The sequence below is a fragment of the Ponticoccus litoralis genome, from assembly GCF_039769985.1.
Lineage (GTDB): Bacteria > Pseudomonadota > Alphaproteobacteria > Rhodobacterales > Rhodobacteraceae > Ponticoccus > Ponticoccus litoralis.
Window position 1 is genome coordinate 2,139,965 of sequence record NZ_JBDNCH010000002.1, and the last position, 24,995, is coordinate 2,164,959.

Below are 24,995 nucleotides of genomic sequence, written 5' to 3' on the forward strand. Positions count from 1 at the left end.
TTGGCTGGGATAAAGTGCGAGGCTCAGCCGTTGGATCGCCGATCCGAGGCCCGGCGATGCGCGGCTCGGCACCCGCGGCAGAGCGACGCCCAAAGCGCTTTTCAGAGCCGTTTACGAAATTATGCAAACCGTACCGGTAAAGCGCTTTGAACCTACCGGTTTACCCCATAACGAAAGGTTAATTCAGGCCACGGCCTTCTCTTCGGCCCACTCCCAGGGCCGCACGAAATCGCCCAGCACCTTGCCGACCTCGGCCTCGGTCGCGCCATTGGCCTCGACCTGCGCCACCAGACCACGGGTCTTGTCGTCGATCACCGAAACCACCCGCGCCGCACAGCCCGTCTTTTCCAGCGCGCCGTTGTAGATACGCGTGATCGCCAGCTTGCGCAGGTCGGGCTTGAAGATCTTGCCGACCGCCGTCTTGGGCAGTTCCGGCAGGATCGTCAGGTGCTTGGGATGCGCCGCCCGCTCGTGGACATGCACCTTCGCATGCTCCAGAAGCTCTGCCTCCGTGACCTCGGCGCCCTCCACCAGCTCCACATAGGCGCAGGGCAATTCGCCGGAATGCGCGTCCGGCTGGCCGATGGCGCCGGCAAAGGCGACGGCGGGGTGGGCCAGCAGCGCCTCCTCGATCTCGGCGGGGTCGATATTGTGGCCGCCCCGGATGATCAGGTCCTTGGCGCGCCCGGTGATCCAGAGATAGCCGTCCGCGTCGATCCGCCCGAGGTCACCGGTGCGCAGGTATTTGTCGAAATGGAAGAGCTCGGCGTTCTTGGCGACCTCGGTATAGGTCCTGCCGGGATAGACGCCGGGGTTCGACACGCAGATCTCGCCGATCTCGTCGGTGCCGCATTCGACCGGCGCGCCACCCGCCAGCTTCAGGATCTTCACGTCCGTATGCGGCAGGGGAATGCCGACGGAGCCGACCTTCTTCACCCCGTCGGGCGGGTTCACCGCCACAAGGCAGGTGGCTTCGGTCAGGCCGTAGCCTTCGCAGATGGTCACCCCGCAGGAGGATTCGAAGCGCTTGAACAGCTCCAGCGGCATCGGGGCAGAGCCAGAGAACGCCGTCCTCACCGAAGAGATATCCGCATCGACCTTGCGCTGCATCAGCGCCGAGACGGCGGTGGGCACGGTGATGACGAAGGTCGTCTTCCAGCGCTCGCAGAGCTTCCAGAAGTTGTCGAAGACGCCCTCTCCGCGATAGCCGGCGGGCGTCGGGAAGACCACATGCGCGCCGGAACAGAGCATTGCCATCAGGATCACGTGGCAGGCGAAGACATGGAACAGCGGCAGCGGGCACATCACGCTGTCCTCTTCCGAGAACAGCAGCGTGGCGCCCAGCCAGCCGTTGTACAGCATCCCCGAATAGAGGTGCTGCGCGACCTTGGGCATGCCGGTGGTGCCGCCGGTGTGGAAATAGGCGGCGACGCGGTCGCCGGCGCTGTCGGCGAAGTCGAGCGTCTTCGACTGCCGGGCGGCCTCGCGGTTGAAGTCGAGGTAATCGGCGTGACGCGCGCCCTCCAGCCCGGGCCGGACCAGCGGCACGATCCAGCTTTTGGGCGGGGTGAGATAGCGGTTCAGGTCGACCTGCAGCACGGTCTGCACGCCGGGCGCGTGGCGCACCGCCTCGTGGACCTTCTGCGGCACGTCGGTCTTCGGGAAGGGCTTCAGCGTGACGACGACCTTGGCGCTGGTCTCGCGCAGGATGGCGGCGATCTGTTCCGGCTCCAGCAGGGGGTTGATCGGGTTGACGATGCCCGCGACCATCCCGCCCAGCAGCGTGGTGGCCGTCTCGTTGCAGTTGGGCAGCACGAAGGCCACCACGTCCTCTTCGCCGATGCCGAGGCTGCGGAACAGGTTGGCCGCCTGCGCGGTGCGGTCCCGAAGCGTGGCCCATGTCATGGTTTCGGCCTTGTCGGTCGGTCCCGACAGCAACTGGTAACTGACCGCGGGCCGTTGCGGAAAGCGATCCGAGACACGGGTCAGCTGGCCCCAGAGCGTCTTTGGCATGTCGCGGTTTTCCCACGGCATTTCCGCTTCTATGGCATTGCGGTCATCCATTCCCGCGTAAGACATGGCCAGATCTCCTCCCCGTGTTTTTGTCGCAGTGTGCGGTTGATCGGCCCCCTGCGCAAGGGCAGGCGATGCCGCGGCAGGGTGTCCTGACGCAGCGTTGCGGCGGGCGGGCGGGCGTGGCAGGATGCCTGCGCATGGACCATCCGCTGATCGACCTGATTTCCGCGAGGATCGCCGCCGCCGAGGCCGAGGGCGCCTTCGACAACCTGCCCGGGGCGGGCAGGCCGCTGCCGCCCTGCGACGATCCGGAGAACGCGGTCCTGCACCGGATCATGGCGGAGAACGGCGCGGTGCCCGAGGTGGTGTCGCTGTCGCGCGAACTGGCGCGGCTGCGCGCCGAGCTGCGAGAGGCGTCCGACCGGACCGAGCGGCGCCGCCTGATCACCGAGATGTCACTGCTGGAGGCCCGCATCGAGATCGCGAAGCGGCGCTGAGCCGCGGTGCGGCAGCCGGGGAGGGGGCGCTGCCCCCGCTGCTGCGCAGCCCCCCGGGATATTTGCGGACAGAAGAAGACGGGGGAGCGCAGGGGGGGCAGGGCCTTGTGCCCCGGCGGCAATCGGGGGCAAATGGGCGCGGTGCAAGAGAGGGAGTGCGCATGGTCTCGGTCAAGGAACAATACGAAGCCTATCCCTATCCCGACCGCGACCCGGCGGATGAGGCGAAGCGGCTGGTCATGGGGTCGCCCTCGCATCCCTTCGAGATGGATCACTGGCTGTGGCGCGGGCAGCGCGACTGGACGCAGCCGCTGCGCGTGCTGGTGGCCGGGGGCGGCACCGGGGACGCGCTGATCCAGCTGGCGCAGGTCATGACCAGCGCGGGGGCGCCCTACGAGATCACCTATATCGACCTCTCCAAGGCCTCGCGCGCGATTGCCGAGGCGCGGGCCGAGGCGCGCGGGCTGACCGGCATCACCTTCGTCACCGGCAGCCTGCTGGATGCCGCCGACCATGGCCCCTTCGACTATATCGATTGCTGCGGGGTGCTGCACCATCTGCCCGATCCGACCGCCGGCTTCGCCGCGCTGCGCGCCGCCGTGGCGCCGGGGGGCGGCATGGGCTTCATGGTCTATGCGCCTTATGGACGCTCCGGGGTCTATCCCCTGCAACAGGCCTTTGCCGCGCTTTTCGAGGGGCTGGACCCGCAGGTGCGGCTGCATCGGGCGAAGGAGATCGTGAAGGGCCTGCCCGAGGGCCATCCCTTCCGGGCCAACCTGAACGTCAACGATCACCGGGTCTCGGACGCGGGGTTTTACGACCTGCTTCTGCACGGGCAGGACACGCCCTTCGACGTGGCGAAGGTCTTCGAGACCTGCGCCGCCTCGGGCTGGCGGCTGCAGAGCTTCTGCGTGCCCGCCCAGTATGACCTGTCGCGGATCGTGTCGCGGCCTGCGGGCATGGACGACGTGACCGCCATGGCCACGGCCGAGAAGCTGCGCGGGACGATGAAGAAGCATTTCGGCTACCTCGTGCCGGACGATGAGGACCGGCCCCTGCCGGGCGGCGAATCGCATCTGGTGCCGCGCATCGCCATCCGCGACATGCGCCCGCTGGCGAAGATGGTGGCGCAGGGCCGCGTGCTGCCGCTGACCATCGTCGAGCAGAAGGTGCAGCTGAAGCTGCCGCGCGAGACGGCGCCGCTGGTGGCGGCCATCGACAGCCGCCGTTCGCTGGGGGAGATCGCCGTGGTCGCCGGGATGGACCCCCTGCGGTTCAACATGGTCTGGCCCAAGCTGGCGCGGGAGTTCATCGCGCATGGCATCCTGCATTATTCCTCGCTGGGATTGCCGCGCTGATGTGCGGGCGGTTCGCGGTGACGCTGCCGCCCGATGCCATGGCGCAGCTGTTCAACGCCGCGCCCGCCAACGATCTGCCGCCGGTTCCGAACCACAATGTCTGTCCGACCAACGACATCGCTGTCGTCATGGCCGGGGCGGGGCGGCGGCTGGTCCCGATGCGCTGGGGGTTCCTGCCGCATTGGTACAAGGCGACCAATGACGGGCCGCTTCTGATCAACGCGCGCGCCGAGACCATCGCCGAGAAGCCCGCCTTCCGGGAGGCCTGTCGCGCACGGCGCTGCCTGATCCCGGTCACGGGCTTCTACGAATGGACCAAGGACGCCGAGGGCAACCGCCTGCCCTGGTACATCGCCCCGGTCGAGGGCGCGGTGCTGGTCCTTGCCGGGGTCTGGCAGGACTGGGAGCAGGGCGAAGAGCGGTATCGCAGCTGCGCCATCGTCACCACCGCCGCCAATGACCAGATGGCGGCGATCCACCACCGGATGCCGGTGATCCTTGCGCCGGACGACTGGGGCAAATGGCTGGGAGAGCAGGGCACCGGCGCCGCGACGCTGATGCAGCCCGCCCCCGAGGGGGCGCTGACCATGCACCGGGTGTCGCGGGCGGTGAATTCGAACCGGGCCAGCGGGCCCGAGCTGATCGAGCCCTTCGAGGACTGATCCCGCCGGCCCCCGGGCAGAGACCTGCGCTGCCTCCGCCCGGTCGCGGTCCGGCAGGGCGGCGCAGGGGCGAGCCGGGGCAGGGGGGCGGTGCCGGTCCTTTCCGGATGCCCTGCCCTGAAGGCCGCACCGCCCGGTTGCGCGGACAGGCCGACCCGCATGGCGCAGGGCCTTGGCAGGGCCGCCGCGAGATCAGCCTTGACCCTCAAAACCACATGCCCTAACACGCGACGTGATCGAGCGGGCGTTGTGTAATGGTAAGACCCTTGCCTTCCAAGCAAGAGATACGGGTTCGATTCCCGTCGCCCGCTCCAGGATCGCCCTTCCGACAGATCCCCTGAAAAGCCGCGCCCGAAGGCGGGACGCCGCGGTTTTGCCGCGGTGACGGCAGTGCGGTGATACCCTGAGGCCCGTGCAGGCGATCCCGGGGCGTTGCCCGGCGTCGCGCCCCCGCGCCTTGACGCCCTCGGACATCAGCACCGCCGGGCCGGGGCCGTCCCCCGGCGCGTCCGGGCCGGGGCGGGGCCAGCGCTGCCGCCCGCCCCCGTGCCCGCGTCAATGCAGACCTTGACCTTCGGGGATGGGCGGGCAAAACCCGTCGGGCACAAGCGGAACGAAGGGGGGCGCCATGGCGCGCGGCGGACTGTCGGTCGAGGCGGAAGAACGCGAGAAGTCGAAGCGGCTTGGATCGCTGCGGGCGCTCTGGCCCTTCCTGCGCCCCTATCGCTTGCTCATGCTGGCGGCGGTTGCCGCGCTGGTGCTGACGGCAAGCGTCTCGCTGATCCTGCCGATGGCCGTGCGCCGCGTGGTCGACAATTTCAACAATGCCGACGGGGCGCTGCTGGACAAGTATTTCGGCGCGGCGCTGGCCATTGCCGCGCTGCTGGCACTGGGCACGGCGCTGCGCTACGCGCTGGTCACGCGGCTGGGCGAGCGGGTGGTGGCAGACATCCGCAAGGCGGTCTTCGACAAGGTCATCGGCCTGTCGCCCGCCTTCTACGAACGCACCATGACCGGCGAGGTCCTGAGCCGCATCACCACCGACACCACGCTGATCCTTTCGGTCATCGGCTCGTCGATCTCGATCGCGCTGCGCAATATCCTGCTGTTCTCGGGCGGGCTGGTGCTGATGCTCTTCACCTCGCCCAAGCTGACCGGGCTGGTGCTGCTGATCGTGCCGGTGGTGATCGTGCCGATCCTGACGCTGGGCCGCCGCCTGCGGGTGCTGAGCCGCGAGAACCAGGACTGGATCGCCGCCTCCTCGGGCAATGCGTCCGAGGCGCTGACAAGCGTGCAGACCGTGCAGGCCTATACCCACGAGGCGCTGTCGCGGGCGGCCTTCTCCGAGGTGACCGAGAAAAGCTTCGACGCCGCCCGGCGCCGCATCTGGACCCGCGCGGCGATGACGATGATCGTCATCTTCCTCGTGTTCACCGGCATCGTCGGCGTGCTCTGGGTCGGGGCCGGGATGTGCGCGCGGGCGGTCTGACGGCGGGCACGCTGATCCAGTTCGTGATCTACTCGGTCATGGTGGCGGGGGCCGTGGGCGCCCTGTCCGAGGTCTTCGGAGAGCTTCAGCGCGCCGCCGGCGCAACCGAACGGCTGGTCGAACTGCTGCATGTCGAGGACAGCGTGCGCGATCCTGTGTCGCCGGTTGCCGTGCCGCAGCCGGTGCGCGGAGAGATCACCTTCGAGGACGTGCGCTTCTCTTACCCGACGCGGCCCGATGTCTCGGCGCTGGAAGGGGTCACCCTGCGCATCGCGCCGGGGGAGACGGTGGCGCTGGTCGGCCCCTCGGGGGCGGGCAAGACGACGGTGGTGCAGCTTCTGCAACGCTTCTACGACCCGGCGGCGGGGCGGATCGCGCTGGATGGCGTGGCGCTGGACGCGATGGACCGCGACGCCTTCCGCGCGCATATGGCGCTGGTGCCGCAGGACCCGGTGATCTTCGCCGCCTCGGCGCGGGACAATATCCGCTTCGGGCGCCCCGATGCCTCGGAGGAAGAGGTCGAGGCGGCGGCCCGGGCGGCGGCGGCGCATGACTTCCTGACGGCGCTGCCGCAGGGCTACGACACATGGCTGGGCGAGCGCGGCGTGATGCTGTCGGGCGGGCAGAAGCAGCGCGTGGCCATTGCCCGCGCGATCCTGCGCGACGCGCCGGTGCTGCTGCTGGACGAGGCGACAAGCGCGCTGGACGCCGAGAGCGAGCGCGCGGTGCAGGCCGCCGTCGACAGGCTGGCCGAGGGCCGGACCACGGTGATCGTGGCGCACCGTCTCGCGACGGTGAAGAAGGCGGACCGGATCGTGGTCATGGATCAGGGGCGGATCGTCGCCACCGGATCCCATGATGCGCTGGTCGCGGAGGGCGGTCTTTATGCGCGCCTCGCCCGGCTGCAATTCACCGATGGGGTGGCGGCCGAATAGGCGCGTGCCGCGGGCGGTGGAAATCCCGTGGACGGGATTTTTAAATTCCTTCGAAGGAATTTGCGGCGCCTGAGGCAGGCGGCGGGTTTCCCACCGGGGTGGGGCGTTCAGCCTGTCACGGCCCCCCTCGGCAACGGGAACGGCGCTGTGTTCGGGACCGCTTCGGGCGGCCCGCAGTGTGGCTAGGCCGACCCGTTCACGCGCAGGGGGGCCTAAGCCTCGGGACCGTGCCGGACAACCGGGTCAATGGGCCGCGACGGTAGGCCAAGCCGCTCTTCGAGATGGCGGGCGATCTGCAGAAGCCGGGCCTCGCCGCGCGGCTTGCCGATCAGTTGCAGGCCGACGGGCAGGCCGTTCGGCAGATGGCCGATGGGCAGCGAGAGCGCGGGCAGGCCGCAGAGCGTGGCGAGGAAGGCAAAGCGCAGCCAGTCGAGGTAATCGGTGGAGGCCACGCCTGCGACTGCGGGCGGGAACTCGATTTCCGCCTTCAGGGGGCCGATGCCGTTGACCGGGCAGGCCAGCACATCGCAGGTTTCGAACAGGGCGCGCATGCGGTCGTACAGCCGCGAGCGGGTGGTCATGGCCTCGGCAATGGCGTCCACGCCCAATGTGCCGCCCTGCAGGATGTTATCGCGCAGGGTGGGCTTGTACTGGTCGCTGATGCGCTTGGGCGTCTGTCGATAGCCCGCCCACATGGCAAGCGCCCGGTGGGTGCGGAAGCATGTCTCGATGCCCGGCAGGTCCGGGTGGATCTCTTCCACGCCGACCTGCGGAGAGGCCAGCCGCGCCAGCGCGCCGGCGAGCGCCTGCGCCACCTCGGGCTCGACCGGGGCGAGCCCGCCGAGATCGGGGGCGAAGGCGATGCGCAGCGGGCCGGGGTCCGCGAGGCAGGTGTCGAGGTAAGCGGTTGCGGGCGGCGGGAAAGAGATCGGCCAGCGCGGATCCCAGCCCGCCATGGCGTCGAGGAACAGCGCCACGTCGGCCACCGTGCGGGCCATCGGCCCTTCGACACCGAAGGGGCTGAAGCCATCGTGCCCGCCCGAGGCTCCGGCGATGCCGGGCGAGGGCCGCAGGCCGACCACGCCGCAGAAGCTGGCGGGGGTGCGCAGCGAACCGCCGAGGTCCGAGCCGTGGCTGAGCCATGTCTCGCCCGCGGCCAGCCCGGCGGCGGCACCGCCCGAAGAGCCGCCCGGGTTCATGCGGGTGTCCCACGGGTTGCGGGTGCGGCTCGAAGACCGGGTTGAAGGTATTGGCGCCTGCGGCCATTTCCGGCGTGTTGGTCTTGCCCAGCACCACCGCGCCGCGCTGTTCCAGCCGCAGCACCAGCGGGTCCGAGGTTTCGGGCACGAAATCGGCCAGACCCGGCGTGCCCCGTGTCGTGCGCACCCCGGCCACCGGGGTCAGATCCTTGATCCCGACGGGCAGGCCCGCCAGCAGCGTGTCGCCATCGGCCTGCGCCGCCGCCGCGCCAGCCCGGTCGGGGCAGGGGGTGACCATGGCGTTGATCGCGGGGGCGGTCTGCGCGACGCGCGACAGGGCGGCCTCGACCAGTTCGTTTGCCGAGACCTTGCGGGCCTTCAGCAGGGCGATGGCCTCGCGCGCCGTCAGGCTGCAGAGGTCGGGTCCGGTAAAGGGGGCCTAGTGGTCATTGGCGCAGAACAGCTTGTACAGCAGGCCGATCACCTGGTTGGTGCGGTCGTCCGCGAGCCTGTACCAGATGGTCTTGCCCTCGCGCCGGGTGGTGACCAGCCCCTCTTCCCGCAGGCGGGCCAGCATCTGGCTGACCGCCGCCTGCCGGATCCCGAGCAGAGACTCGAGCTCGCCCACCGATTTCTCCTCGCTGCCGAGGTGGCACAGGATCATCAGCCGGCCCTCGTGGGCCAGTGGTCTTGAGGTAGGTCGCCGCCTCTCGGGCGTTCGCCTCCATCTGTTGCGGTGGGGCGGGTGGCTTGATCGTCGTCATGTCGGTCTCGGGGGGTCGATCGAGTGTCGGCAGGATCATAGACCATCCTTCCGGCAAGGGAAAGGTGAGGGCGGGATGCAGGTATTCCGTGTCCAGTGGTGCCTTCTGCGGGGCTGTCGCGTACCGCGAGCGGGGGCGGCCCGCCGCGGCGCCCCGGGGCATGGGCCGGGCGCGCGGGGCCGCTGGGCGGGTTCGGTGCGTCGCCTGACCGGCGAGGGTCGGGCGCCGGTTCCCGGCCCGGGGCGGGCCTGCGGGGGAGGGGGCTGGGCAGGGCTCAGCGCTCGGGGATTGGGGCGGGGGCGCCGCCCTCGAAGAGGTTGCCCCCGGCGTAGTTGCAGGGGGCGTCCTGCATCTGAAGGTGCAACCCCTCGCCGGTATAGGGATGGGCGCGGGCCAGCGCCTCGTCGACCTCTATCCCCAGGCCGGGCCCCTGCGGCGCCGGGACAAAGCCCTCCTCGACGCGGATGCTGCCGCCGATCAGCGCGTCGTGGAAGGGGGTCTCGATGGTTTCCGCCATGAGCAGGTTGGGGATCGCGGCGGCCAGATGCAGGTTCGCCGCCCATTCCACCGGCCCGGCATAGAGATGTGGTGCCATCTCGGCATTGAAGCTTTCCGCCGTGGCGGCGATCTTGCGGGCCTCCCAGATCCCGCCCGCGCGCCCCAGCGCCGGTTGCAGGATCTTCGCGCCGCCGGTCCGCAGCAGGGTGGCGAATTCGGCGCGGGTGCTCAGGCGTTCCCCGGTGGCGACGGGGACACGGAGGGCCGCTGCGACCGTCGCGAATTCAAGCGGGTTGTCGGGAGGGACCGGCTCTTCGAACCAGAGCGGGTTGTAGGGTTCGATGGCCTGCCCCAGCCGGATCGCCCCGGCGGTGGTGAACTGCCCGTGGGTGCCGAAGAGCAGGTCGGCGCCATCGCCCACCGCCGCGCGGATCGCCTTGCAAAAGGCGGTCGAGAGGCTGATGTCCGACATCGCGGGTTGGTGGCCGCCGCGCATGGTATAGGGGCCGGCGGGGTCGAACTTCACCGCCGTATAGCCGCGCGCGACGCAGTCGGCGGCGGCCTCGGCGGCCTGATCGGGGTCGATCCAGAAGCCGGGCAGGGCGTGGTGATCCAGCGGGTAGAGATAGGTATAGGCGCGGATGCGTTCGTTCATCATGCCGCCGATCAGCGCCCAGACGGGCCGGTCGCGCGCCTTGCCGAGAATGTCCCAGCAGGCGATTTCGAGCCCCGAGAAGGCGCCCATGACCGTGAGGTCGGGCCGCTGGGTGAAGCCCGAGGAATAGCAGCGGCGGAAGAGGCGCTCGATGTTCTCGGGGGGTTCGCCCTCGAAGTAGCGCTGGAAGACGTCCTCGATCACCGCGGTCATGGCCCCGGGACCGACCGAGGCGGCGTAGCATTCGCCCCAGCCGGTGATGCCGCAGGCGGTGGTCAGCTTGACGAGGATCCAGTAGCGCCCGCCCCAACCCGGGGCGGGGGGCGCTGTGACGATGACGTCGAGGTGGGCGAGGCGCATGGGGTGGTTTCCTTTGGTGGCTTCGCCCCGCTGTCGCGGGACGACCGGCTAGGGGCTCTGCCCCCGGACCCCCGAGGTATTTGGAAGACCAAAGAAGAGGGGGCGCTGGACGGGGGCGGCGCGGGCGGCGAGAGGGTCAGGTGTCGAAGAGGATGACGTTGCGGCGGACGCCGCCGGTCCCGGTGTCGGCGATGGCTTCGTTGATCTGGTCGAGCGACCAGCGGCCCGAGACCAGTTCGTCGAGTTTCAGGCGGCCCTGCGCGTAGAGGTCGGCCATCCAGGGGATGTCGCGCGAGATCACCGCGTCGCCCATCTTGGAGCCGATCATATGCTGGCCCATGAAGGCGGGGACCACCGGTTCGAATTGCGCCATGGCGCCGGAGTGCGGCATGCCGATCATCACCATGCGCCCGCCCCAGCCCATGTAGCGCAGCGCCTGTTCGTAGGCGGGAATGGCGCCGACGGTGACGGCGACCACGTCGGCGCCGCGCCCGAGCGCCTTCATGGCCTTGCGCCAGGGGGATTTCTCGGTGCCGAGCACGCCATGAGTGGCGCCGAAGGCCCGGGCGGTGTCCAGCTTGGCCTCTGACATGTCGACGGCGACGATGCGGCGGGCCCCGGCGATGCGGGCGCCCTGTATCGCGTTCAGGCCGACGCCGCCGGCACCGATCACCACCACGTCCTCGCCCGGTTTCAGCCGTCCCGCGTTGATCATGCCGCCGATGCCGGTGATCACGCCGCAGGCCAGCAGGCAGAGGCTTTCGGGCGGCAGGTTGTCCGGCACGGCGACGATCTGGCTTTGATCCACGACCACGCGCTCGGCGAAGGCGCCGCAGTGCATGGACTGGATCACCTCGGTGCCGTCGGGGCGGGTCAGCGGGGCCGGGCGCGGCGCCTGGTTCTCGCAGATCGTCGGGTGGCCGGTGGCGCAGTTGATACAGGCGTTGCAGGCCTTGATCAGCGTCACCACGACGCGCTGTCCCTGCGTGAAGGCGGTGACGCCCGGGCCGGTGGCGCTGATGCGGCCCGCGGCCTCGTGGCCGTAGACGGCGGGCAGGTCGCCGCCCCACGCGCCCTCGGCGTAGGAGATGTCGGAATGGCAGATCGCCACGGCCTCGAGGGTGACCTCGACCTCTCCGGCAAGGGGGGCGCGGAGGTCGAGCGCCTCGATGGCGAGGGGCTGGTTGAAGGCGGTGCAGACCGCGGCACGGATGCGGGGCAAGGGCGTCCTCCTGTCGTCTGGGTCGAGCCTGCGACAGGCGGATGGTCGGGGGCTAGTCCGAAAGCGACCGGGCCTTGCGGGGTGACGTTACGGAAAGGCCTGCGGGTGGGCAGAGTGGCAGGCGGGCGCGCGGGTGTGGCTGCGGGTTGGCTGAGGCCGCTGGCGAGAGTCGGCAGGCGGCGCCGCGCCTTGCGATGACAGGGTCCGGCGGCGGTCGGGGCGGGCCGGGCATGGTTTCCGCCGGAGCGGTGCAGGATTTTCCGGGGCAGAACAGGGGGCAGACAGGGGGCGGGCCGGTGCGGCGCCGCCCGCGTTCAGGCCCGGGCGATGGCGTCCAGCAGGGCGGCGAGGCGGTCCGGCATGGCGAAGAAGGGCGAGTGACCGCAGGGCAGGCGGTGCCGGTCCCCGGGGGCGAAGCGCTCGGCCATGGTCTGCTGGAACTCGGGCGGAATGGCGCGATCCTCTTCGCAGAGGATGTAGCTGCGCGGCAGGGCCGGGCTGTGTTCCAGCGCGATCGCCGTGCCATTGGGCGCCACCGGCTGCGGGGTCAGGCGGGGCAGGGCATAGTCCGCCGTGCCCTCGGGGCAGTCGTGGTAGAAGATCCCGGGCGCGCGCGCAGGATCGAAGGTGAAGGTCTTCTCGTCCGCCGCCAGCCGGATCGCGGGCAGGAGCGGCTGCGAGGGCGCCTCGAAACGCATCCGGGCCAGCGACATCCCCGGCCAGGGCGTATAGGCGCAGAGGTAGGCGAGGCGCGCCACCCGCGTGGCATCGATCTCTGCCGCGCGGGTGATCGGGTAGCCGCCCATGGAATGGCCGACGAGGATGGTATCGGGCTCCAGCGCGGCGAGGATCGCCTGCGCGTAATCCTCCAGCGTGACCCCTTCGGGCGGGGTGTCGTCCTGCCCGTGCGAGGGCAGGTCGATGGCCCTTGCCTCGTGACCCAGCGCCCGAAGCGCCGGGAGCAGGTCGCGCCAGCACCAGGCCCCGTGCGCCGCGCCGTGGACCAGCAGGAACCGGGCCATCAGGCGCCCCGGGCCTTCAGGAAGCCGGTCAGGATGCGGGCGTAGTCCTCGGGCTTCTCGACGCAGGGCAGGTGGCCCGCGCCGCGGATCAGCGCGGTCTGCGCACCGGGGATCAGGCCCGCCGTCTCGAAGACGAGGTCCGGCGGGGTGGAGCCGTCCTTGTCGCCGGCGATCGCCAGCGTCGGCAGGCGCAGCCCGCTGGTCGAGGAGATGAAGTCGGTGCCCGCGATGGCGGCGGCGCAGCCGGTCCAGCCCTGCGGCGGGGTGCGCAGGAACATGTTGCGCCAGCCGGGGAAGTCGGGGTGATCGTGGAAGGGCTGCGAGAACCAGCGCTGCATGGTGCCGTCGAGGATGGCCTCGGGGCCGCCCGCCTCGACCATGGCGATGCGCTCGGCCCACATCTCGCGCGTGCCGATCCCGGCGGCGGTGTTGGACAGGACCATGGCGCGGACGAGGTCGAGCCGCTTGGCCGCCAGCCCCTGCGCGATCATGCCGCCGATCGAGAGGCCGACGAAGATCGCGTCGCGCAATCCGAGGTGATCCATCAGGCGCTCGATGTCGGTGATCAGCGCGCCCATGGAATAGGGCGCCCCGGGTGCGTCCGACAGCCCGTGACCGCGCTTGTCGAAGCGCAGGATGCGCAGCCCCTCGGGCAGCAGCGGCAGCACCGGATCCCAGAGCCGCAGGTCGGTGCCCAGCGAGTTGGCGAAGACCACCGGGGTGCCGTCCTCGGGGCCGGTGAGGGTGTAGTGGATCTGCAGGTCATTGACCCCGGCCATGTGCATGGGCGGTGCCTTTCCTTTGGTGGCTTGGGTGTAGCGGTTGGGGCGGGCCCGGGAAAGGGGGCTCTGCCCCCCGGCCTTCGGCCTCCCCCCGGGATATTTGCGGACAGAAGAAACCCTTGGGGGCAGGCGCGGTCCTACCGGGGACGGGGGCGGATTGCGGGGGTCGGCGGGCCTAGCCGAGGTAGATCTGGCCCGCCGGGTAGCGCACCCGCGGGGTGCCATGGGTGGCGAGGAAGAAGCCCAGTGTCAGCGGGCCGACCCGGCCCACGAACATCACCGCGATGATCACCGCCTGCCCGAAGCCGTCGAGGTCGCCGGTGGCGCCGCGCGACAGGCCGACGGTGCCGAAGGCGGAGACCGCTTCGAAGGCGAGGTCGAGGAACTCTCCGTCGTGGCTGATCGAGACCAGGAAGATCGCGCTCATCAGCAGCAGCACCGAGACCATCGAGAGCGCCAGCACCTTCATGACCTCGTTCAGCCCCAGCGAGCGGTACCGAAGGCATGCAGGCTGGAGCGGCGGCGGAAGAAGGCGATGGTGGCCAGCAGCAGCACGCAGAGCGTGGTCACCTTGATGCCGCCCGCCGTCGAGGTGCTGCCGCCGCCCACCAGCATCAGCGTCATGGTCAGGAGCGTCGTGCTGTCGTGCATGCCGCCGATGTCGACGGTGTTGAAGCCCGCCGTGCGTGGGGTGACGCCCCGGAACCAGCTGGCCCAGAGCTTCGTGCCGGTTTCCAGCGGGCCGAGGGTGGCGGGGTTGGTCCATTCCAGCGCCGCGAAACCCAGCGCTCCCCAGAGGATCAGCACCGCGGTCCCCGTGATCATCAGCTTGGAATGCAGCGTCAGCGTGCGCCAGCGGCGTTTCTGGTAGAGGTCGCCCACCACGATGAAGCCGATGCCGCCGAGGATGAACAGCGCCGGGATCACGAGGTTCACCAGCGGGTTGCCCACCCATTGCGACAGCGAGTCCGGGTGCAGGGCGAAGCCCGCGTTGTTGAAGGCCGAGACCGCGTGGAAGACCGCCTGCCAGACGCCGTTCCAGCCGTATTCGGGCACGAAGACAAAGCCCAGCAGCAGCGCCCCCAGCGCCTCGCAGGTCAGGGCCACGATCAGGATGATGCGCACCAGCACCGTCAGGTTCGAGACCGAGGTCTGGTTCAGGTCCTCGCGCAGGATCAGCCGTTGCGGCAGGCCCACCGGGATCCCCAGCGCCGAGAGCACCAGCACCGCGAAGGTCATCAGCCCGAGCCCGCCCAGCTGGATCAGCAGGGCAATCACCGCCTGCCCGAAGCCGGTGAAGGTGGCGCCGGTATCCGAGAGGATCAGCCCGGTCACCGTGACCGCCGAGGTCGCGGTGAAGACCGCCTCGTTCAGCGTCACCGAGCCGTGGTGCGAGACCGGCAGCCACAAAAGCACCGCGCCCGCGACGATGAAGCCGAGGTAGGCCAGCGCCAGCACCAGCGGCGGCGGCAGATCGAGGCGTCGGGTGCGGCGCAGCAGCTTGCGGATGCGGGGCGGCATGGCGCTGTCAGAGGCTGGACGCGAAGTCGCGCAGGTCGCCGCGCCGGCCCAGCAGAAGCAGCAGGTCGTCGCATTGCAAGGTGCAGGACTGCATGTCCGAGCCGATGAACTCTGTCCCGCGCATCACGCCGATGCAGCGCAGGTCGAATTTCTCGCCGTGGTTGAGGTCGGCCAGCGTGCGGCCTTCCAGCGTCTCGGGGATGCGGAAGTTCACCACGTGGAAGCCATTGCCGAGGCTGACGTAGTCGCGCACCAGCGGATTGTGCAGCACCTGCGCGATGTGCTGGCCCATCTCGACCTCGGGATGCACCACCCGGTCGACGCCGAGGCGGCTGAGGATGCGGTGGTGGGTCTTGGTCCGGGCCTTGGCCCAGATCACCGGCACACCGATCAGCTTGAGGTTCATCGCCGAGAGGATGCTGGATTCCAGATCCGATCCCAGCGCCACCACCGCCACGTCGCAATCGCCGAAGCCGGCCTCGCGCAGGGCCGCATCGTCGCGGGCGTCGGCGATCATCGCCTGCGTCAGCACCTCTGCCATGTCAGAGACCCGGGTCTCGTTCAGATCGACGCCGATCACCGTATTGCCGAAGCGCCGAAGCTCGCGTGCGACGGTGGAGCCGAAGTTGCCCAGGCCGATGATGCCGAAGGTCCGGTGTTTCGAGGCCATGCAAGCCCCCTTGCCAGCGACCCCATCAGGGCCTGCGCGCGCAACCTAGGCGCGGGCGCTGCGGGGTCAAGGGGGTGACCTGCGTCAGGCCTCTTGCCGGGCGAGGGTCACCTGCATCCACAGCTGGTCCGGCTTGTCGTCGGTGTCGCGATACCATTGCCCCGACAGCGTTTCGAAGCCCGCATCGAACTTGCCGCGAAAGCGCATGCCGTCGCCGTCGATGTGCCAGTCGTGGCCGTCGAGTTTCGCGCAAGAGTGGCTGGTCGTGCCGTCGCGGTCGTAGGTGTCGCACTCGTATCCGTCGCCGCTGTCGCGGATCACCGCGACAAAGCTGGTCTCGGTCCCGGTCCGCCTGCCTTCCGAGCGGTGCAGCATGACCTTGCCGCCGGGCATCATCTCGAAGGTATCGGTCGCGGTGAAGTGCGTCGGCGTATCCTCTGCGCGATCGAAGACAAGGCCCGTGGTGGTCCAGGTCCCGACAAAGATCTCCAGTGCCCTCGGGTATGCTGCCGCTCATTTCATGCTCCTTGATGCAAAATCGTTGGAATGAAGGTAGCGCACCGGGCGCGGACGGAAAGCGAAATCGGTCGTTCGAGGGAGAGAGAGTGGCGCAGCTTCGGGCCCGGGCGACAGGGCCGGATCCGCCACCCGCACCGGGGGCAGGCGCGCCGTCCGGTCGGGCCGGCGGGATGTGGCGCGGCTTCGGGCCTCTGGCGGGGCGGGCGGCCGTTCAGAGCGGCCCCGGTGGCCTGCCGGTGGGGCGCCTTGCGCGCGGCAAAGCGCCAAAGGCAAAAGGCCCGGTCTGGGCGACCGGGCCTTTGCTGTTTCGGGGGACGCGCGCTCAGGCGATCTCGACAAGCTCGATGTCGAAGGTCAGGTCCTTGCCCGCCAGCGGGTGGTTGGCGTCCAGCGTGACCTCCTGCTCCGTCACCTGCACCACGGTCACCTGCATGGCCTGCCCGTCGGGCGTCTGCACCTGCAGCTGCGTGCCGAGGTCGAGCGGGATGTGGTCCGGGATCTCGGCGCGGGGCACGGCCTGCTGGGCCGCCGGGTTGGGCTGGCCATAGGCCTCGTCTGCGGGCACGGTCACCTGCTTCTTCTCGCCGACGGTCATGCCGGGCATGGCCTTGTCGAGTCCGGGGATGATCTGGCCCGAGCCGACGGTGAATTCCAGCGGGTCGCGGCCCGCGCTCGAATCGAAGGTGCTGCCGTCGGTCAGCGTTCCGGTGTAATGAATGCGAACGGTGTCGCCGGATTTGACCTGCGTCATGAGGATCCTGTCCTTTCGGAAAATGTCTGGAAAAGTCGCGATTTGGCGAGGCCGGGGCGCCCCGGGTGCTCGCATGGCTGGGCCGGAATGTAAGGATTTTCGCCGGAAATGCAAACGCAGTGGTCAAGGCCGGGGCACGGCCCTAGTCTTTGCCGCAACGGACGAAGGAGAGCATCATGCATCCCGCACTCGCACAGGGCAAGGTGGCGGTGGTCACCGGGGGCGCCTCTGGCATCGGGCTGGAGATCGTCAGGCGGCTGGTAGCCGCTGGCCTGAAGGTCGCCGTGGCCGACCGTACGGGTGTGGCGCTGGAACTGGTGGCGCAGGAGTTGGGGGTTCTGGCGGTCGAAACCGACGTGGCAGAGCGTGCCTCGCTGAAGGCCCTGAAGGACCGGGTGGAGCAGGCGCTTGGCCCGGTCTCGGCGCTTTTCGCCAATGCCGGCATCCAGCCCGGCAGCAGCATCTTCGACAGCGAGGGCCACTGGGACCGGATCATCGCGGTGAACCTGATGGGGATCGTGCATGCGTGTCATGTCTTCGGGCCCGATATGGCGGCCTCTGGCCAGCCCGGGCTGATCGTCAACACCGGGTCCAAGCAGGGCATCACCACGCCGCCGGGCGATCCCGCCTACAACCTGTCCAAGGCCGGGGTGAAGGCCTTTACCGAGGCCCTGCAGCACGAGCTGCGGGGGCGCGAGGGCTGCGCTGTCGAGGCGCGGCTTTTCATCCCCGGCTTCGTCTTCACGCCGCTGGCCGCGCGGGGCCGGTCGGAAAAGCCCGCAGGCGCCTGGACGCCGGAACAGGCGGTCGATTTCCTTTTCGACAAGTTGGAGGGCGGCGATTTCTACATCCTCTGCCCCGACAACGACGTCGACCGCGCCACGGATGAAAAGCGCATCGCATGGGCGGCGGGCGACATCACCCAGAACCGCCCGCCGCTGTCGCGCTGGCATCCCGATTACGAGGCGGCCTTTCAGGCCTGGCTGACCGCATGATACGGGTCTGCATCTTCGACGCCTACGGCACGCTCTTCGACGTGGCCGCCGCCGCCCGCGTCGCGGCTCGGGGAACCGGGCCGCGCGGCGCTGGCGGCGGTCTGGCCGCAGCTGGCCGAGGACTGGCGGCGCAAGCAGCTGGAGTATTCCCGGCTGCGGGCGGTGACCGGTGACTATGTGCCCTTCTGGGAGGTCACCAAAGACGGGCTGGACTGGGCGATGGACCGCGCGGGTCTGGATGACATGGAGCTGCGCGAAAGGCTGCTAGCGCTCTACTGGGAGCTGCCCGCCTATCGCGAGGTGCCTTTCGTGCTGGCGCAACTGAAGGCCAAGGGCAAGGCCTGCGCCATCCTGTCGAATGGCAGCCCGGACATGCTGGAGGGGGCGGTGGAGTCGGCGGGGCTGGGCGAGTTCCTTCAGGCCAGCCTGTCGGTCGAGGCGGTGGGCACCTTCAAGCCTGCCCGCGCGGTCTATGACCTCGTGGGCGCGCGCTTCGGCTGCACGCCGCAAGAGGTGCTCTTCGTCTCCTCGAACGGCTGGGACGCGGCGGGGGCCTCGGCCTATGGGTTCGAAACCGCCCGGGTGAACCGCGCGGGCCTGCCGATGGACCGCCTTCAGGCTGCGCCCGCGCATGTGCTGACGGACCTGTCGACGATACCGGAACTGGTGTGACGCGCGGTCCCGGCCCTGTCGCGCTGCCTTGGCCGGGACAGGGCCGTCGGCCCCGCGATACATTGCCCCAAACGACCCTATGTACCTGAGGTTCTGCCATGCCCCATTTCACCACATCCGACGGCGTGTCGCTGCACTATCTCGACGAGGGGCAGGGGCTGCCGCTTCTGTGCCTTGCCGGGCTGACGCGCGACACCCATGACTTCGACTATGTCGCCCCGCATCTGGAAGGGGTGCGGCTGATCCGCATGGATTACCGCGGGCGCGGGAAATCCGGCTGGGCCCCGCATGAGACCTACCAGATCCCGGTCGAGGGGCGCGATGCGCTGGAACTGCTGGATCACCTCGGGCTGGCGCAGGCGGCGGTGCTGGGCACCTCGCGCGGCGGGCTGATCGCCATGGTGCTGGCGGCCACGGCGAAGGACCGGCTGCTGGGCGTTGCGCTGAACGACATCGGCCCCGAGATCGCCGAGACCGGGCTGAAGGTGATCGAGGGCTACCTCGGGCAGGAACCCGCCTTTCAAGACCTTCGAGGAAGCGGCAGAGAAGCGGGCCGCGGCGATGACGGCCTTTGCCAACGTGCCGCCAGAGCGCTGGCTGACCGAGGCGAAGGTGCTGTACCGCGAGGGGCCGGAGGGGCTGGTGATCCCCTACGATCCGGCGCTGCGCGAGGCGGTGCTGGGCGGCGGCGCGCAGCCTGCGCCGGACCTCTGGCCGCTGTTCGATGCGCTCAAGGGCCTGCCGCTGGCGGCGATCCGGGGGGCGAACTCTGACCTGCTGTCCGCCGCGACCTTTGCCGAGATGAAGGCGCGGCGCCCCGACATGATTGCCGTCGAGGTCCCGGACCGGGGCCATATCCCCTTTCTCGACGAGGCCGAATCGCTGGATGCCCTGCGGCGCTGGCTGCGCATGCTCTCTGCCTGAGGGCCTGGCCGGAGGGCGCCCCGTGCCGCTCTCCATCCGGAGCGCGCCACCGGCCCGCCCGCCAGCCACGCCCTATGCCAGCGCCGACCGGTCGATGGCGCGGTAGGCGGGCTGGCCCATCAGCGCGAGGGCATTGTCCAGCTCCTCGGCCAGAAGCGTGATGGCCTTGCTGACGCCGGGCTGTCCCGCTGCCGCCAGCCCCCAGAGGAAGGCGCGCCCCACCATCACCGCCTCGGCGCCGAGCGCCCCGGCCTTGACGATGTCGGTGCCGCGCCGCACGCCGCCGTCGAGGATCACCTGCGTGCGACCGCCCACCGCCTCGGCAATCGCGGGCAGGGCGGCGATGGGGGAGGGCACGCTGTCGAGCTGCCGCCCGCCGTGGTTCGAGACGATCACCGCCTGCGCGCCGAGCTCGGCGGCCCGGCGCGCGTCGTCCGGGTGCAGCAGGCCCTTGATCACGAAGGGGCCGCCCCATTCCTGCGCGACCCGCGCGACCGTCTCCCAGTTGGCGCTGGCGTCGCCGAGGCTGGCCACCCGTGTCGCGATGGAGGCGAAACCGCCGTCCGAACTGCCGCTTTCGAAGTTCCCGAAAGAGACGCCGTGGCGCAGGTAGCCCTGCAGCCAGTGCGGGCGGCGCAGCGCGTCGAGCACCGTGGCGGCGGAGAGGCGCGGCGGCACGGTAAAGCTGTTGCGCAGGTCGTGGTGCCGTTTGCCCTGCTGGGCCAGATCCAGCGTCAGGCACAGTACGCGGTAGCCGTTGCCGCGGGCGCGTTCCAGCATCCGGCTGGTGAGGCCGGGATCCTTGAGGAAGTAGAACTGGAACCAGCGCTCGGCCTCGGGGGCGGCGCTGGCGACCTCTTCGATGGAGGCGACCGAGTTCGCGGACAGGCAGAAGGGGATCCCCGCCGCATGGGCGGCGCGGACCGCGGCCTTCTCTCCTTCGGGCCAGAAGAGCCCGGCCAGGCCGGTCGGGGCGAGGATCAGCGGCAGGGGTGTGCGGCGCCCGAGGATCGTCGCACCGGTGTCGCAGGCCGAGACGTCGACCCCCATGCGCGGCATCAGGCTGAGCCTTTCGAAATCGGCCATATTGGCGGCGCGGGTGATCCCGGCCCCGGCGCCGCCGTCGATGAACTCGAAGATGGCGCGGGGCAGGCGCTTGCGGGCCATGCGGCGGAGGTCGGCGATTTCGGCGGCGCGGGAAAGGTCTGTCATGGGCGCAGACTGGCGGTGGCAGGGTGAAATGTCACGCGGCTTTTCGGGGGCGGCTGGGGGCGCTGCCCCCCGGCCTGCGGCCTCCCCCCGAGGTATTTGCGAGACCGAAGAAGTTGGGGGGCATCATCCCGGCGCCGGGTCCGGGATGTTGTCCTGGCCGGGGACCGGCGTGGGGGTCAGTCGAGGTTGAAGACGCGGCTGGGGTGCAGCTCGCCGGCCTTGAAGCGGCCCACCGCGAGGGGGCGGCCCTCGAAGCTGGCCCAGGCCTCGTCGCCGTATTCGACCTCTCCGCCCAGCACCATGCCGGGGTTGCCGTTCCTCAGGCGGGTTGCGCCCTCGGGGGTGCAGCGCAGTTCCGGCAGGTCGGTAAGGCCGGTTTCCAGCGGCAGCAGGCGGCTGTCGAGTTCCGGTGTCCGGGCCAGCGCGTCGATCTCCTCGATCGTCACCGCGTCGTCGAGGTCGAAGGGGCCGGACCAGAGGCGGCGGAGCGTCAGGACGTGGCCATGACAGCCCAAGGCGGCGCCGAGATCGCGCGCGATCGAGCGCACGTAGCCGCCCTTGCCGCAGGTCATTTCCAGCATGGCGGTGTCGGCGTCGGCGCGGTCGGTCAGTAGCAGTTCCTCGACCCAGAGCGGGCGGGCGGCGAGGTCCATGTCCTCGCCGTCGCGGGCGCGTTTGTAGGCGCGTTCGCCGTCCACCTTCACGGCGGAGAACTGCGGCGGCACCTGCTGGATCTCTCCGACGAAGGCGCCGAGGGCCGCCTTGATCTCGTCGTCGGTGGGGCGCAGGTCCGAGGTGGCGATGACCTCGCCCTCGGTGTCGTCGGTGTTGGTGGCCTGACCCAGCCGCACGGTGAAGGCATAGGCCTTGAGCGCGTCGGTGATATAGGGAACGGTTTTCGTCGCCTCGCCCGCGGCCACGGCCAGCAGGCCGGTGGCTTCGGGGTCGAGCGTCCCGGCGTGGCCGGCCTTCTTCGCCTCCAGCGCCCAGCGGACCTTGTTGACCACGGCGGTCGAGGTCATGCCCGCGGGCTTGTCGACGATCAGCCAGCCGGAAATGTCGCGGCCCTTGCGTTTGCGTGCCATGCCTTGCCTTCTTGTCATCAGAAGCGCGCGGGGTAGCAAGGCGGGCCGCGGCTTGTCAATCGCCTCGGGGGCCCGCCGCGCCCGGCGCCGGGCGCGGTCAGTCCCGGGTGCCGGCGAAGCGTTCTGCCCAGTCCTCGCGCTCTGCGTCGGTGATCTTGCGGAAGGTCACCTCGGGCACCGTGAAGGCGTGGCCCGGCGGCAGCATCGTCAGGGCCGCCGCCACATCCGTGGGCCAGCTGTCGTCTTCGGTCTGCATCGCCGCCAGCAGGTCGGCGCAGGCGTCGGGGATGAAGGGCGCCGAGATCACCGCGTAGAGGCGGATCATGTTCAGCGCCAGACGGATCTGCATGGCCGCCTGTTCCGGGTCGGTCTTGAAGGTCGACCAGGGCGCCACCTCTTGCAGGTACTCGTTGCCCAGCACCCAGTGCGCCGCGCAGCGCCGCCGCCGCCTTGCGGATCTCCAGCGCCTCCATATTGGCCTCGTACTCGCGCAGCTTCGCCGTCAGATCGGCGATCAGCTGCAGCTCGCGGGGGCCCCGGGTGCCGCCCTCGGGCACCGCCTCGGAGAACTTGGAACGGCAGAACTTCGTCACCCGGCTGGCGAAGTTGCCCAGCACGTCGGCGAGATCCTTGTTCACGCCGGACTGGAAGGCCTCCCAGGTGAATTCGGCGTCCGAGGTCTCGGGGACGTGGGACAGCAGCCACCAGCGCCAGTAGTCCGCCGGCAGGATCTCCAGCGCCTGATCCATGAAGACGCCGCGCCCGCGCGAGGTGGAGAACTGGCCGCCGTCGTAGTTCAGGTAGTTGAAGGACTTGATGTAATCGACCAACTTCCACGGCTCGCCCGAGCCGAGGATCGTGACCGGGAAGCCCAGCGTGTGGAAGGGCACGTTGTCCTTGCCCATGAACTGGGTGTAGCGCACGTCCTCGGGCGCCTGCGTCGGTGCGCCACCAGCGCGCCCAGTCGTCGCCCTTGCCCGCCTCGACCCATTCCTGCGCGCAGGCGATGTATTCGATCGGCGCGTCGAACCAGACGTAGAAGACCTTGCCTTCCATCCCGGGCCAGGGCTCGTCGCCGCGCTGCACCGGGATGCCCCAGTCGAGGTCTCGGGTGATGCCGCGATCCTGCAGCCCGTCGCCGTCGTTCAGCCATTTCTTGGCGATCGAGGTGGTCAGAACCGGCCAGCCCTCGCGGGTGTCGATCCATTTCTCCAGCTCGTCCTTCATCTTGCTTTGCGCAAGATACAGGTGCTTGGTCTCGCGCATCTCGAGATCGGTCGAGCCGGAAATCGTCGAATGCGGGTTGATCAGGTCGACCGGGTCGAGCTGCTTGGTGCAGTTGTCGCACTGGTCGCCGCGCGCCGAGTCGAAACCGCAGTTCGGGCAGGTGCCCTCGATGTAGCGGTCCGGCAGGAAGCGCCCGTCGGCGTTGGAATACATCTGCGTTTCAGAGACTTCGCGGATCAGCCCGGCCTCGTCCAGCACCTTGGCGAAATGCTGCGTCAGCCGGTGGTTCTGCGGCGAGGAAGAGCGCCCGAAGTGGTCGAAGGACAGGCGGAAGCCGTCGGCCAGCCCGGCCTGAACCGCCCACATTTCGGCGCAATAGTCGGCCACCGGCTTGCCCGCCTTGGCGGCGGCCAGTTCGGCGGGGGTGCCGTGTTCGTCGGTGGCGCAGAGGAACAGCACCTCGTGCCCCCGGGCACGCAGGTAGCGGGCATAGAGGTCGGCGGGCAGCTGGCTGCCCACGAGGTTGCCCAGATGCTTGATCCCGTTGATGTAGGGAATGGCGGAGGTGATGAGATGGCGGGCCATGGCTGTCGGTCCTTTGCGGATTTGGCCAGCGGTGTACCGCAGGCTTGGGTCAAGTGCCAGCGCCGCTGGCTATCTGTCGCGACCGGGGTCGCGCAAGCGGCCCAGCAGGCGCCCGACCGTGAAGGAGGTGCGCGGCGCGTAGACGTAGGGCGTGCGTGTCGTGGCCAGAGGCCGCGCCCGCATCCGCACCAGGCCGAAGACCACCAGCGCAAGATGCCCCAGCGCGATCATGATGAACAGCGCCGGGGGGCCGTAGGCCTCTATCAGCGCGGCGGCGATGTAGGGCGCGCCGATGGCGCCGGTCGCGTACCAGAACATCAGCGCCGCCGAAAGCTCGACCCTCTCGTGGCTTTCGGCGAAGTCATGGGCATGCGCTGCCGCGACCGAGTAGATCGGGTAGGTGGTCAGCCCGAAGAAGGCCGCCAGCCCGAGGATCGCCCAGTGGGGCGCACCCGGCATGGCGGCGGTCAGCGCGCAGCTGACAACCGCCGCGACCGACAGCCAGATCAGCACGCTGCGCCGGTCGTAACGGTCCGCCAGCCAGCCCACGGGGTACTGGGCCAGCGCGCCACCGGCCACGAAGCTGGCGAGGAAGATGGCGATCATCGAGGCCTCCAGCCCGACGGCGGTGCCGTAGACCGGCCCGACCATGCGGAACGAGGCCCCCGACAGCGCCGAGACCAGCACCCCCGCCACCGCCAGCGGCGACCGCGTCCAGGCAAGGCGCGGTTGCAGGCGCGGGGCGTCCGGGATTTCCGGCTGGGGCAGGCGGGTCAGCGACATCGGCAGCAGGGCGGCGCAGCAGACCATGGCCAGCAGCGTGTAGCTGGCGTAATGCGCCGGCGGCAGGACAGAGATCACCAGCTGCGCGCAAAGCTGCGCGCCGAGGTCGGTCAGGCGATAGGCGCCCATGGCGCGGCCCCGGGTCTCATTGGTGACCTTGGCCTGCAACCATGCCTCTATGACGGTGTAGCAGCCCGCGATGCAGACCCCCTGCGCACTGCGCAGCGCCGCCCAGGCATAGGCATTGTCGGTCAGCACATGGCCGAGGATGCCGATGGTTCCCAGCGCGGCAAAGGCGGCGAAGGCGCGCGCGTGCCCGACCGATCCCATCAGGCGCGGCGCCCACCAGCAGCCCGTGGAAGAACCCCGCGAAATGCGCCGAGCCCAGCAGGCCGATCTGGGTGGTCGTGAAGCCCAGGACGACCCCGGACAGGGCATCCAGAGGCCCGACGCCGCCCGAGGACAGCTGCAACAGGACCACAGAGGCGAAGAGGGCGGCGAAAGAGACGACAAGGCGCATGCCTTGTCTTTAGGCACGGGGCGCGGGCCAAGTCACGCGCTCTTGCGACCCGGCGCGTCGTTTTCCGGGCCG

17 protein-coding genes, 1 tRNA gene and 7 pseudogenes are annotated in these 24,995 nt (G+C 69.7%); 8 read left to right on the forward strand and 17 right to left on the reverse strand.

Going from position 1 to position 24,995, the window contains the following annotated elements:
• Positions 1-183: 183 nt before the first annotated feature.
• A complete protein-coding gene (locus ABFB10_RS11540) occupies positions 184-2,079 on the reverse strand; it encodes an acyl-CoA synthetase (RefSeq protein ID WP_347166635.1) in 1,896 nt (631 codons plus the stop codon).
• Positions 2,080-2,213: 134 nt separating this feature from the next.
• Here ABFB10_RS11540 and ABFB10_RS11545 point away from each other — a divergent pair, with 134 nt between their 5' ends.
• The 5 genes and pseudogenes from ABFB10_RS11545 (at position 2,214) to ABFB10_RS11565 (ending at position 6,957) form a co-directional block, all read left to right on the forward strand.
• On the forward strand, positions 2,214-2,513 hold the full coding sequence (locus ABFB10_RS11545) for a DnaJ family domain-containing protein (RefSeq protein WP_347166636.1): 300 nt from the start codon (positions 2,214-2,216) through the stop codon (positions 2,511-2,513).
• A gap of 161 nt (positions 2,514-2,674) precedes the next feature.
• On the forward strand, positions 2,675-3,871 hold the full coding sequence (locus ABFB10_RS11550) for a class I SAM-dependent methyltransferase (protein WP_347168001.1): 1,197 nt from the start codon (positions 2,675-2,677) through the stop codon (positions 3,869-3,871).
• Positions 3,871-4,533: an SOS response-associated peptidase gene (locus tag ABFB10_RS11555; protein ID WP_347166637.1), complete on the forward strand. Its 663-nt coding sequence runs from the start codon at positions 3,871-3,873 to the stop codon at positions 4,531-4,533. Before ABFB10_RS11550 ends, ABFB10_RS11555 begins: the two co-directional genes overlap by 1 nt.
• A 240-nt stretch (positions 4,534-4,773) precedes the next feature.
• Positions 4,774-4,847, forward strand: a tRNA-Gly gene (locus ABFB10_RS11560).
• A 314-nt stretch (positions 4,848-5,161) separates the two neighbouring features.
• Positions 5,162-6,957: pseudogene (locus ABFB10_RS11565) on the forward strand (ABC transporter transmembrane domain-containing protein).
• A gap of 212 nt (positions 6,958-7,169) precedes the next feature.
• On the opposite strand, the gene ABFB10_RS11570 reads toward ABFB10_RS11565, so the two are convergent.
• The 12 genes and pseudogenes from ABFB10_RS11570 to ABFB10_RS11625 all read right to left on the reverse strand — a co-directional run bounded on the left by ABFB10_RS11570 (position 7,170) and on the right by ABFB10_RS11625 (position 16,920).
• Complete coding sequence (locus tag ABFB10_RS11570) at positions 7,170-8,156, reverse strand: amidase (protein WP_347166638.1); 987 nt, start codon at positions 8,154-8,156, stop codon at positions 7,170-7,172.
• Positions 8,157-8,205: 49 nt separating this feature from the next.
• Positions 8,206-8,454 (reverse strand): annotated as a pseudogene (locus tag ABFB10_RS11575) (amidase family protein); the annotation flags it as partial.
• Between the two features lie 141 nt (positions 8,455-8,595).
• Positions 8,596-8,884, reverse strand: a pseudogene (locus ABFB10_RS11580) (metalloregulator ArsR/SmtB family transcription factor).
• A gap of 310 nt (positions 8,885-9,194) precedes the next feature.
• The gene (locus ABFB10_RS11585; RefSeq protein ID WP_347166639.1) at positions 9,195-10,433 is read right to left on the reverse strand and encodes a mandelate racemase/muconate lactonizing enzyme family protein; all 1,239 of its coding nucleotides are present in this window, start codon (positions 10,431-10,433) and stop codon (positions 9,195-9,197) included.
• A gap of 136 nt (positions 10,434-10,569) precedes the next feature.
• The gene (locus tag ABFB10_RS11590) at positions 10,570-11,655 is read right to left on the reverse strand and encodes a zinc-binding dehydrogenase (protein ID WP_347166641.1); all 1,086 of its coding nucleotides are present in this window, start codon (positions 11,653-11,655) and stop codon (positions 10,570-10,572) included.
• 314 nt (positions 11,656-11,969) lie between these two features.
• Positions 11,970-12,677: an alpha/beta fold hydrolase gene (locus ABFB10_RS11595; RefSeq protein WP_347166642.1), complete on the reverse strand. Its 708-nt coding sequence runs from the start codon at positions 12,675-12,677 to the stop codon at positions 11,970-11,972.
• The gene (gene pcaD, locus ABFB10_RS11600) at positions 12,677-13,462 is read right to left on the reverse strand and encodes a 3-oxoadipate enol-lactonase (protein ID WP_347166643.1); all 786 of its coding nucleotides are present in this window, start codon (positions 13,460-13,462) and stop codon (positions 12,677-12,679) included. Before pcaD ends, ABFB10_RS11595 begins: the two co-directional genes overlap by 1 nt.
• A 172-nt stretch (positions 13,463-13,634) precedes the next feature.
• Positions 13,635-13,928 (reverse strand): potassium transporter TrkG, encoded by a 294-nt coding sequence (locus ABFB10_RS11605; protein WP_347166644.1) that lies wholly within the window; start codon positions 13,926-13,928, stop codon positions 13,635-13,637.
• An 8-nt stretch (positions 13,929-13,936) separates the two neighbouring features.
• Complete coding sequence (locus ABFB10_RS11610; protein ID WP_347166645.1) at positions 13,937-14,980, reverse strand: potassium transporter TrkG; 1,044 nt, start codon at positions 14,978-14,980, stop codon at positions 13,937-13,939.
• 7 nt (positions 14,981-14,987) lie between these two features.
• On the reverse strand, positions 14,988-15,650 hold the full coding sequence (locus ABFB10_RS11615; RefSeq protein ID WP_347166646.1) for a potassium channel family protein: 663 nt from the start codon (positions 15,648-15,650) through the stop codon (positions 14,988-14,990).
• Between the two features lie 84 nt (positions 15,651-15,734).
• Positions 15,735-16,046, reverse strand: a complete 312-nt coding sequence (locus ABFB10_RS11620) for a hypothetical protein (protein ID WP_347166647.1) — start codon at positions 16,044-16,046, stop codon at positions 15,735-15,737.
• Between the two features lie 445 nt (positions 16,047-16,491).
• A complete protein-coding gene (locus ABFB10_RS11625; protein ID WP_347166648.1) occupies positions 16,492-16,920 on the reverse strand; it encodes an FKBP-type peptidyl-prolyl cis-trans isomerase in 429 nt (142 codons plus the stop codon).
• Positions 16,921-17,096: 176 nt separating this feature from the next.
• Between ABFB10_RS11625 and ABFB10_RS11630 the strand changes: the two genes are divergently transcribed.
• The 3 genes and pseudogenes from ABFB10_RS11630 (at position 17,097) to ABFB10_RS11640 (ending at position 19,511) form a co-directional block, all read left to right on the forward strand.
• Positions 17,097-17,915 (forward strand): SDR family oxidoreductase, encoded by an 819-nt coding sequence (locus ABFB10_RS11630; RefSeq protein WP_347166649.1) that lies wholly within the window; start codon positions 17,097-17,099, stop codon positions 17,913-17,915.
• Positions 17,912-18,587 (forward strand): annotated as a pseudogene (locus ABFB10_RS11635) (haloacid dehalogenase type II). Before ABFB10_RS11630 ends, ABFB10_RS11635 begins: the two are co-directional and overlap by 4 nt.
• 98 nt (positions 18,588-18,685) lie before the next feature.
• Positions 18,686-19,511 (forward strand): annotated as a pseudogene (locus ABFB10_RS11640) (alpha/beta fold hydrolase).
• A gap of 72 nt (positions 19,512-19,583) precedes the next feature.
• Here ABFB10_RS11640 and ABFB10_RS11645 read toward each other — a convergent pair.
• The 4 genes and pseudogenes from ABFB10_RS11645 to ABFB10_RS11660 all read right to left on the reverse strand — a co-directional run bounded on the left by ABFB10_RS11645 (position 19,584) and on the right by ABFB10_RS11660 (position 24,923).
• Entirely contained in the window at positions 19,584-20,723 is a 1,140-nt protein-coding gene (locus ABFB10_RS11645; protein WP_347166650.1) for an alpha-hydroxy acid oxidase, read from the reverse strand.
• A gap of 176 nt (positions 20,724-20,899) precedes the next feature.
• Positions 20,900-21,808 carry a tRNA pseudouridine(55) synthase TruB gene (gene truB / locus ABFB10_RS11650; RefSeq protein WP_347166651.1) on the reverse strand — a complete coding sequence of 303 codons (909 nt, stop codon included), beginning with the start codon at positions 21,806-21,808 and terminating at the stop codon, positions 20,900-20,902.
• Positions 21,809-21,905: 97 nt separating this feature from the next.
• Positions 21,906-23,620, reverse strand: a pseudogene (metG, locus tag ABFB10_RS11655) (methionine--tRNA ligase).
• 69 nt (positions 23,621-23,689) lie between these two features.
• Positions 23,690-24,923, reverse strand: a pseudogene (locus ABFB10_RS11660) (MFS transporter).
• Between the last annotated feature and the right edge of the window lie 72 nt (positions 24,924-24,995).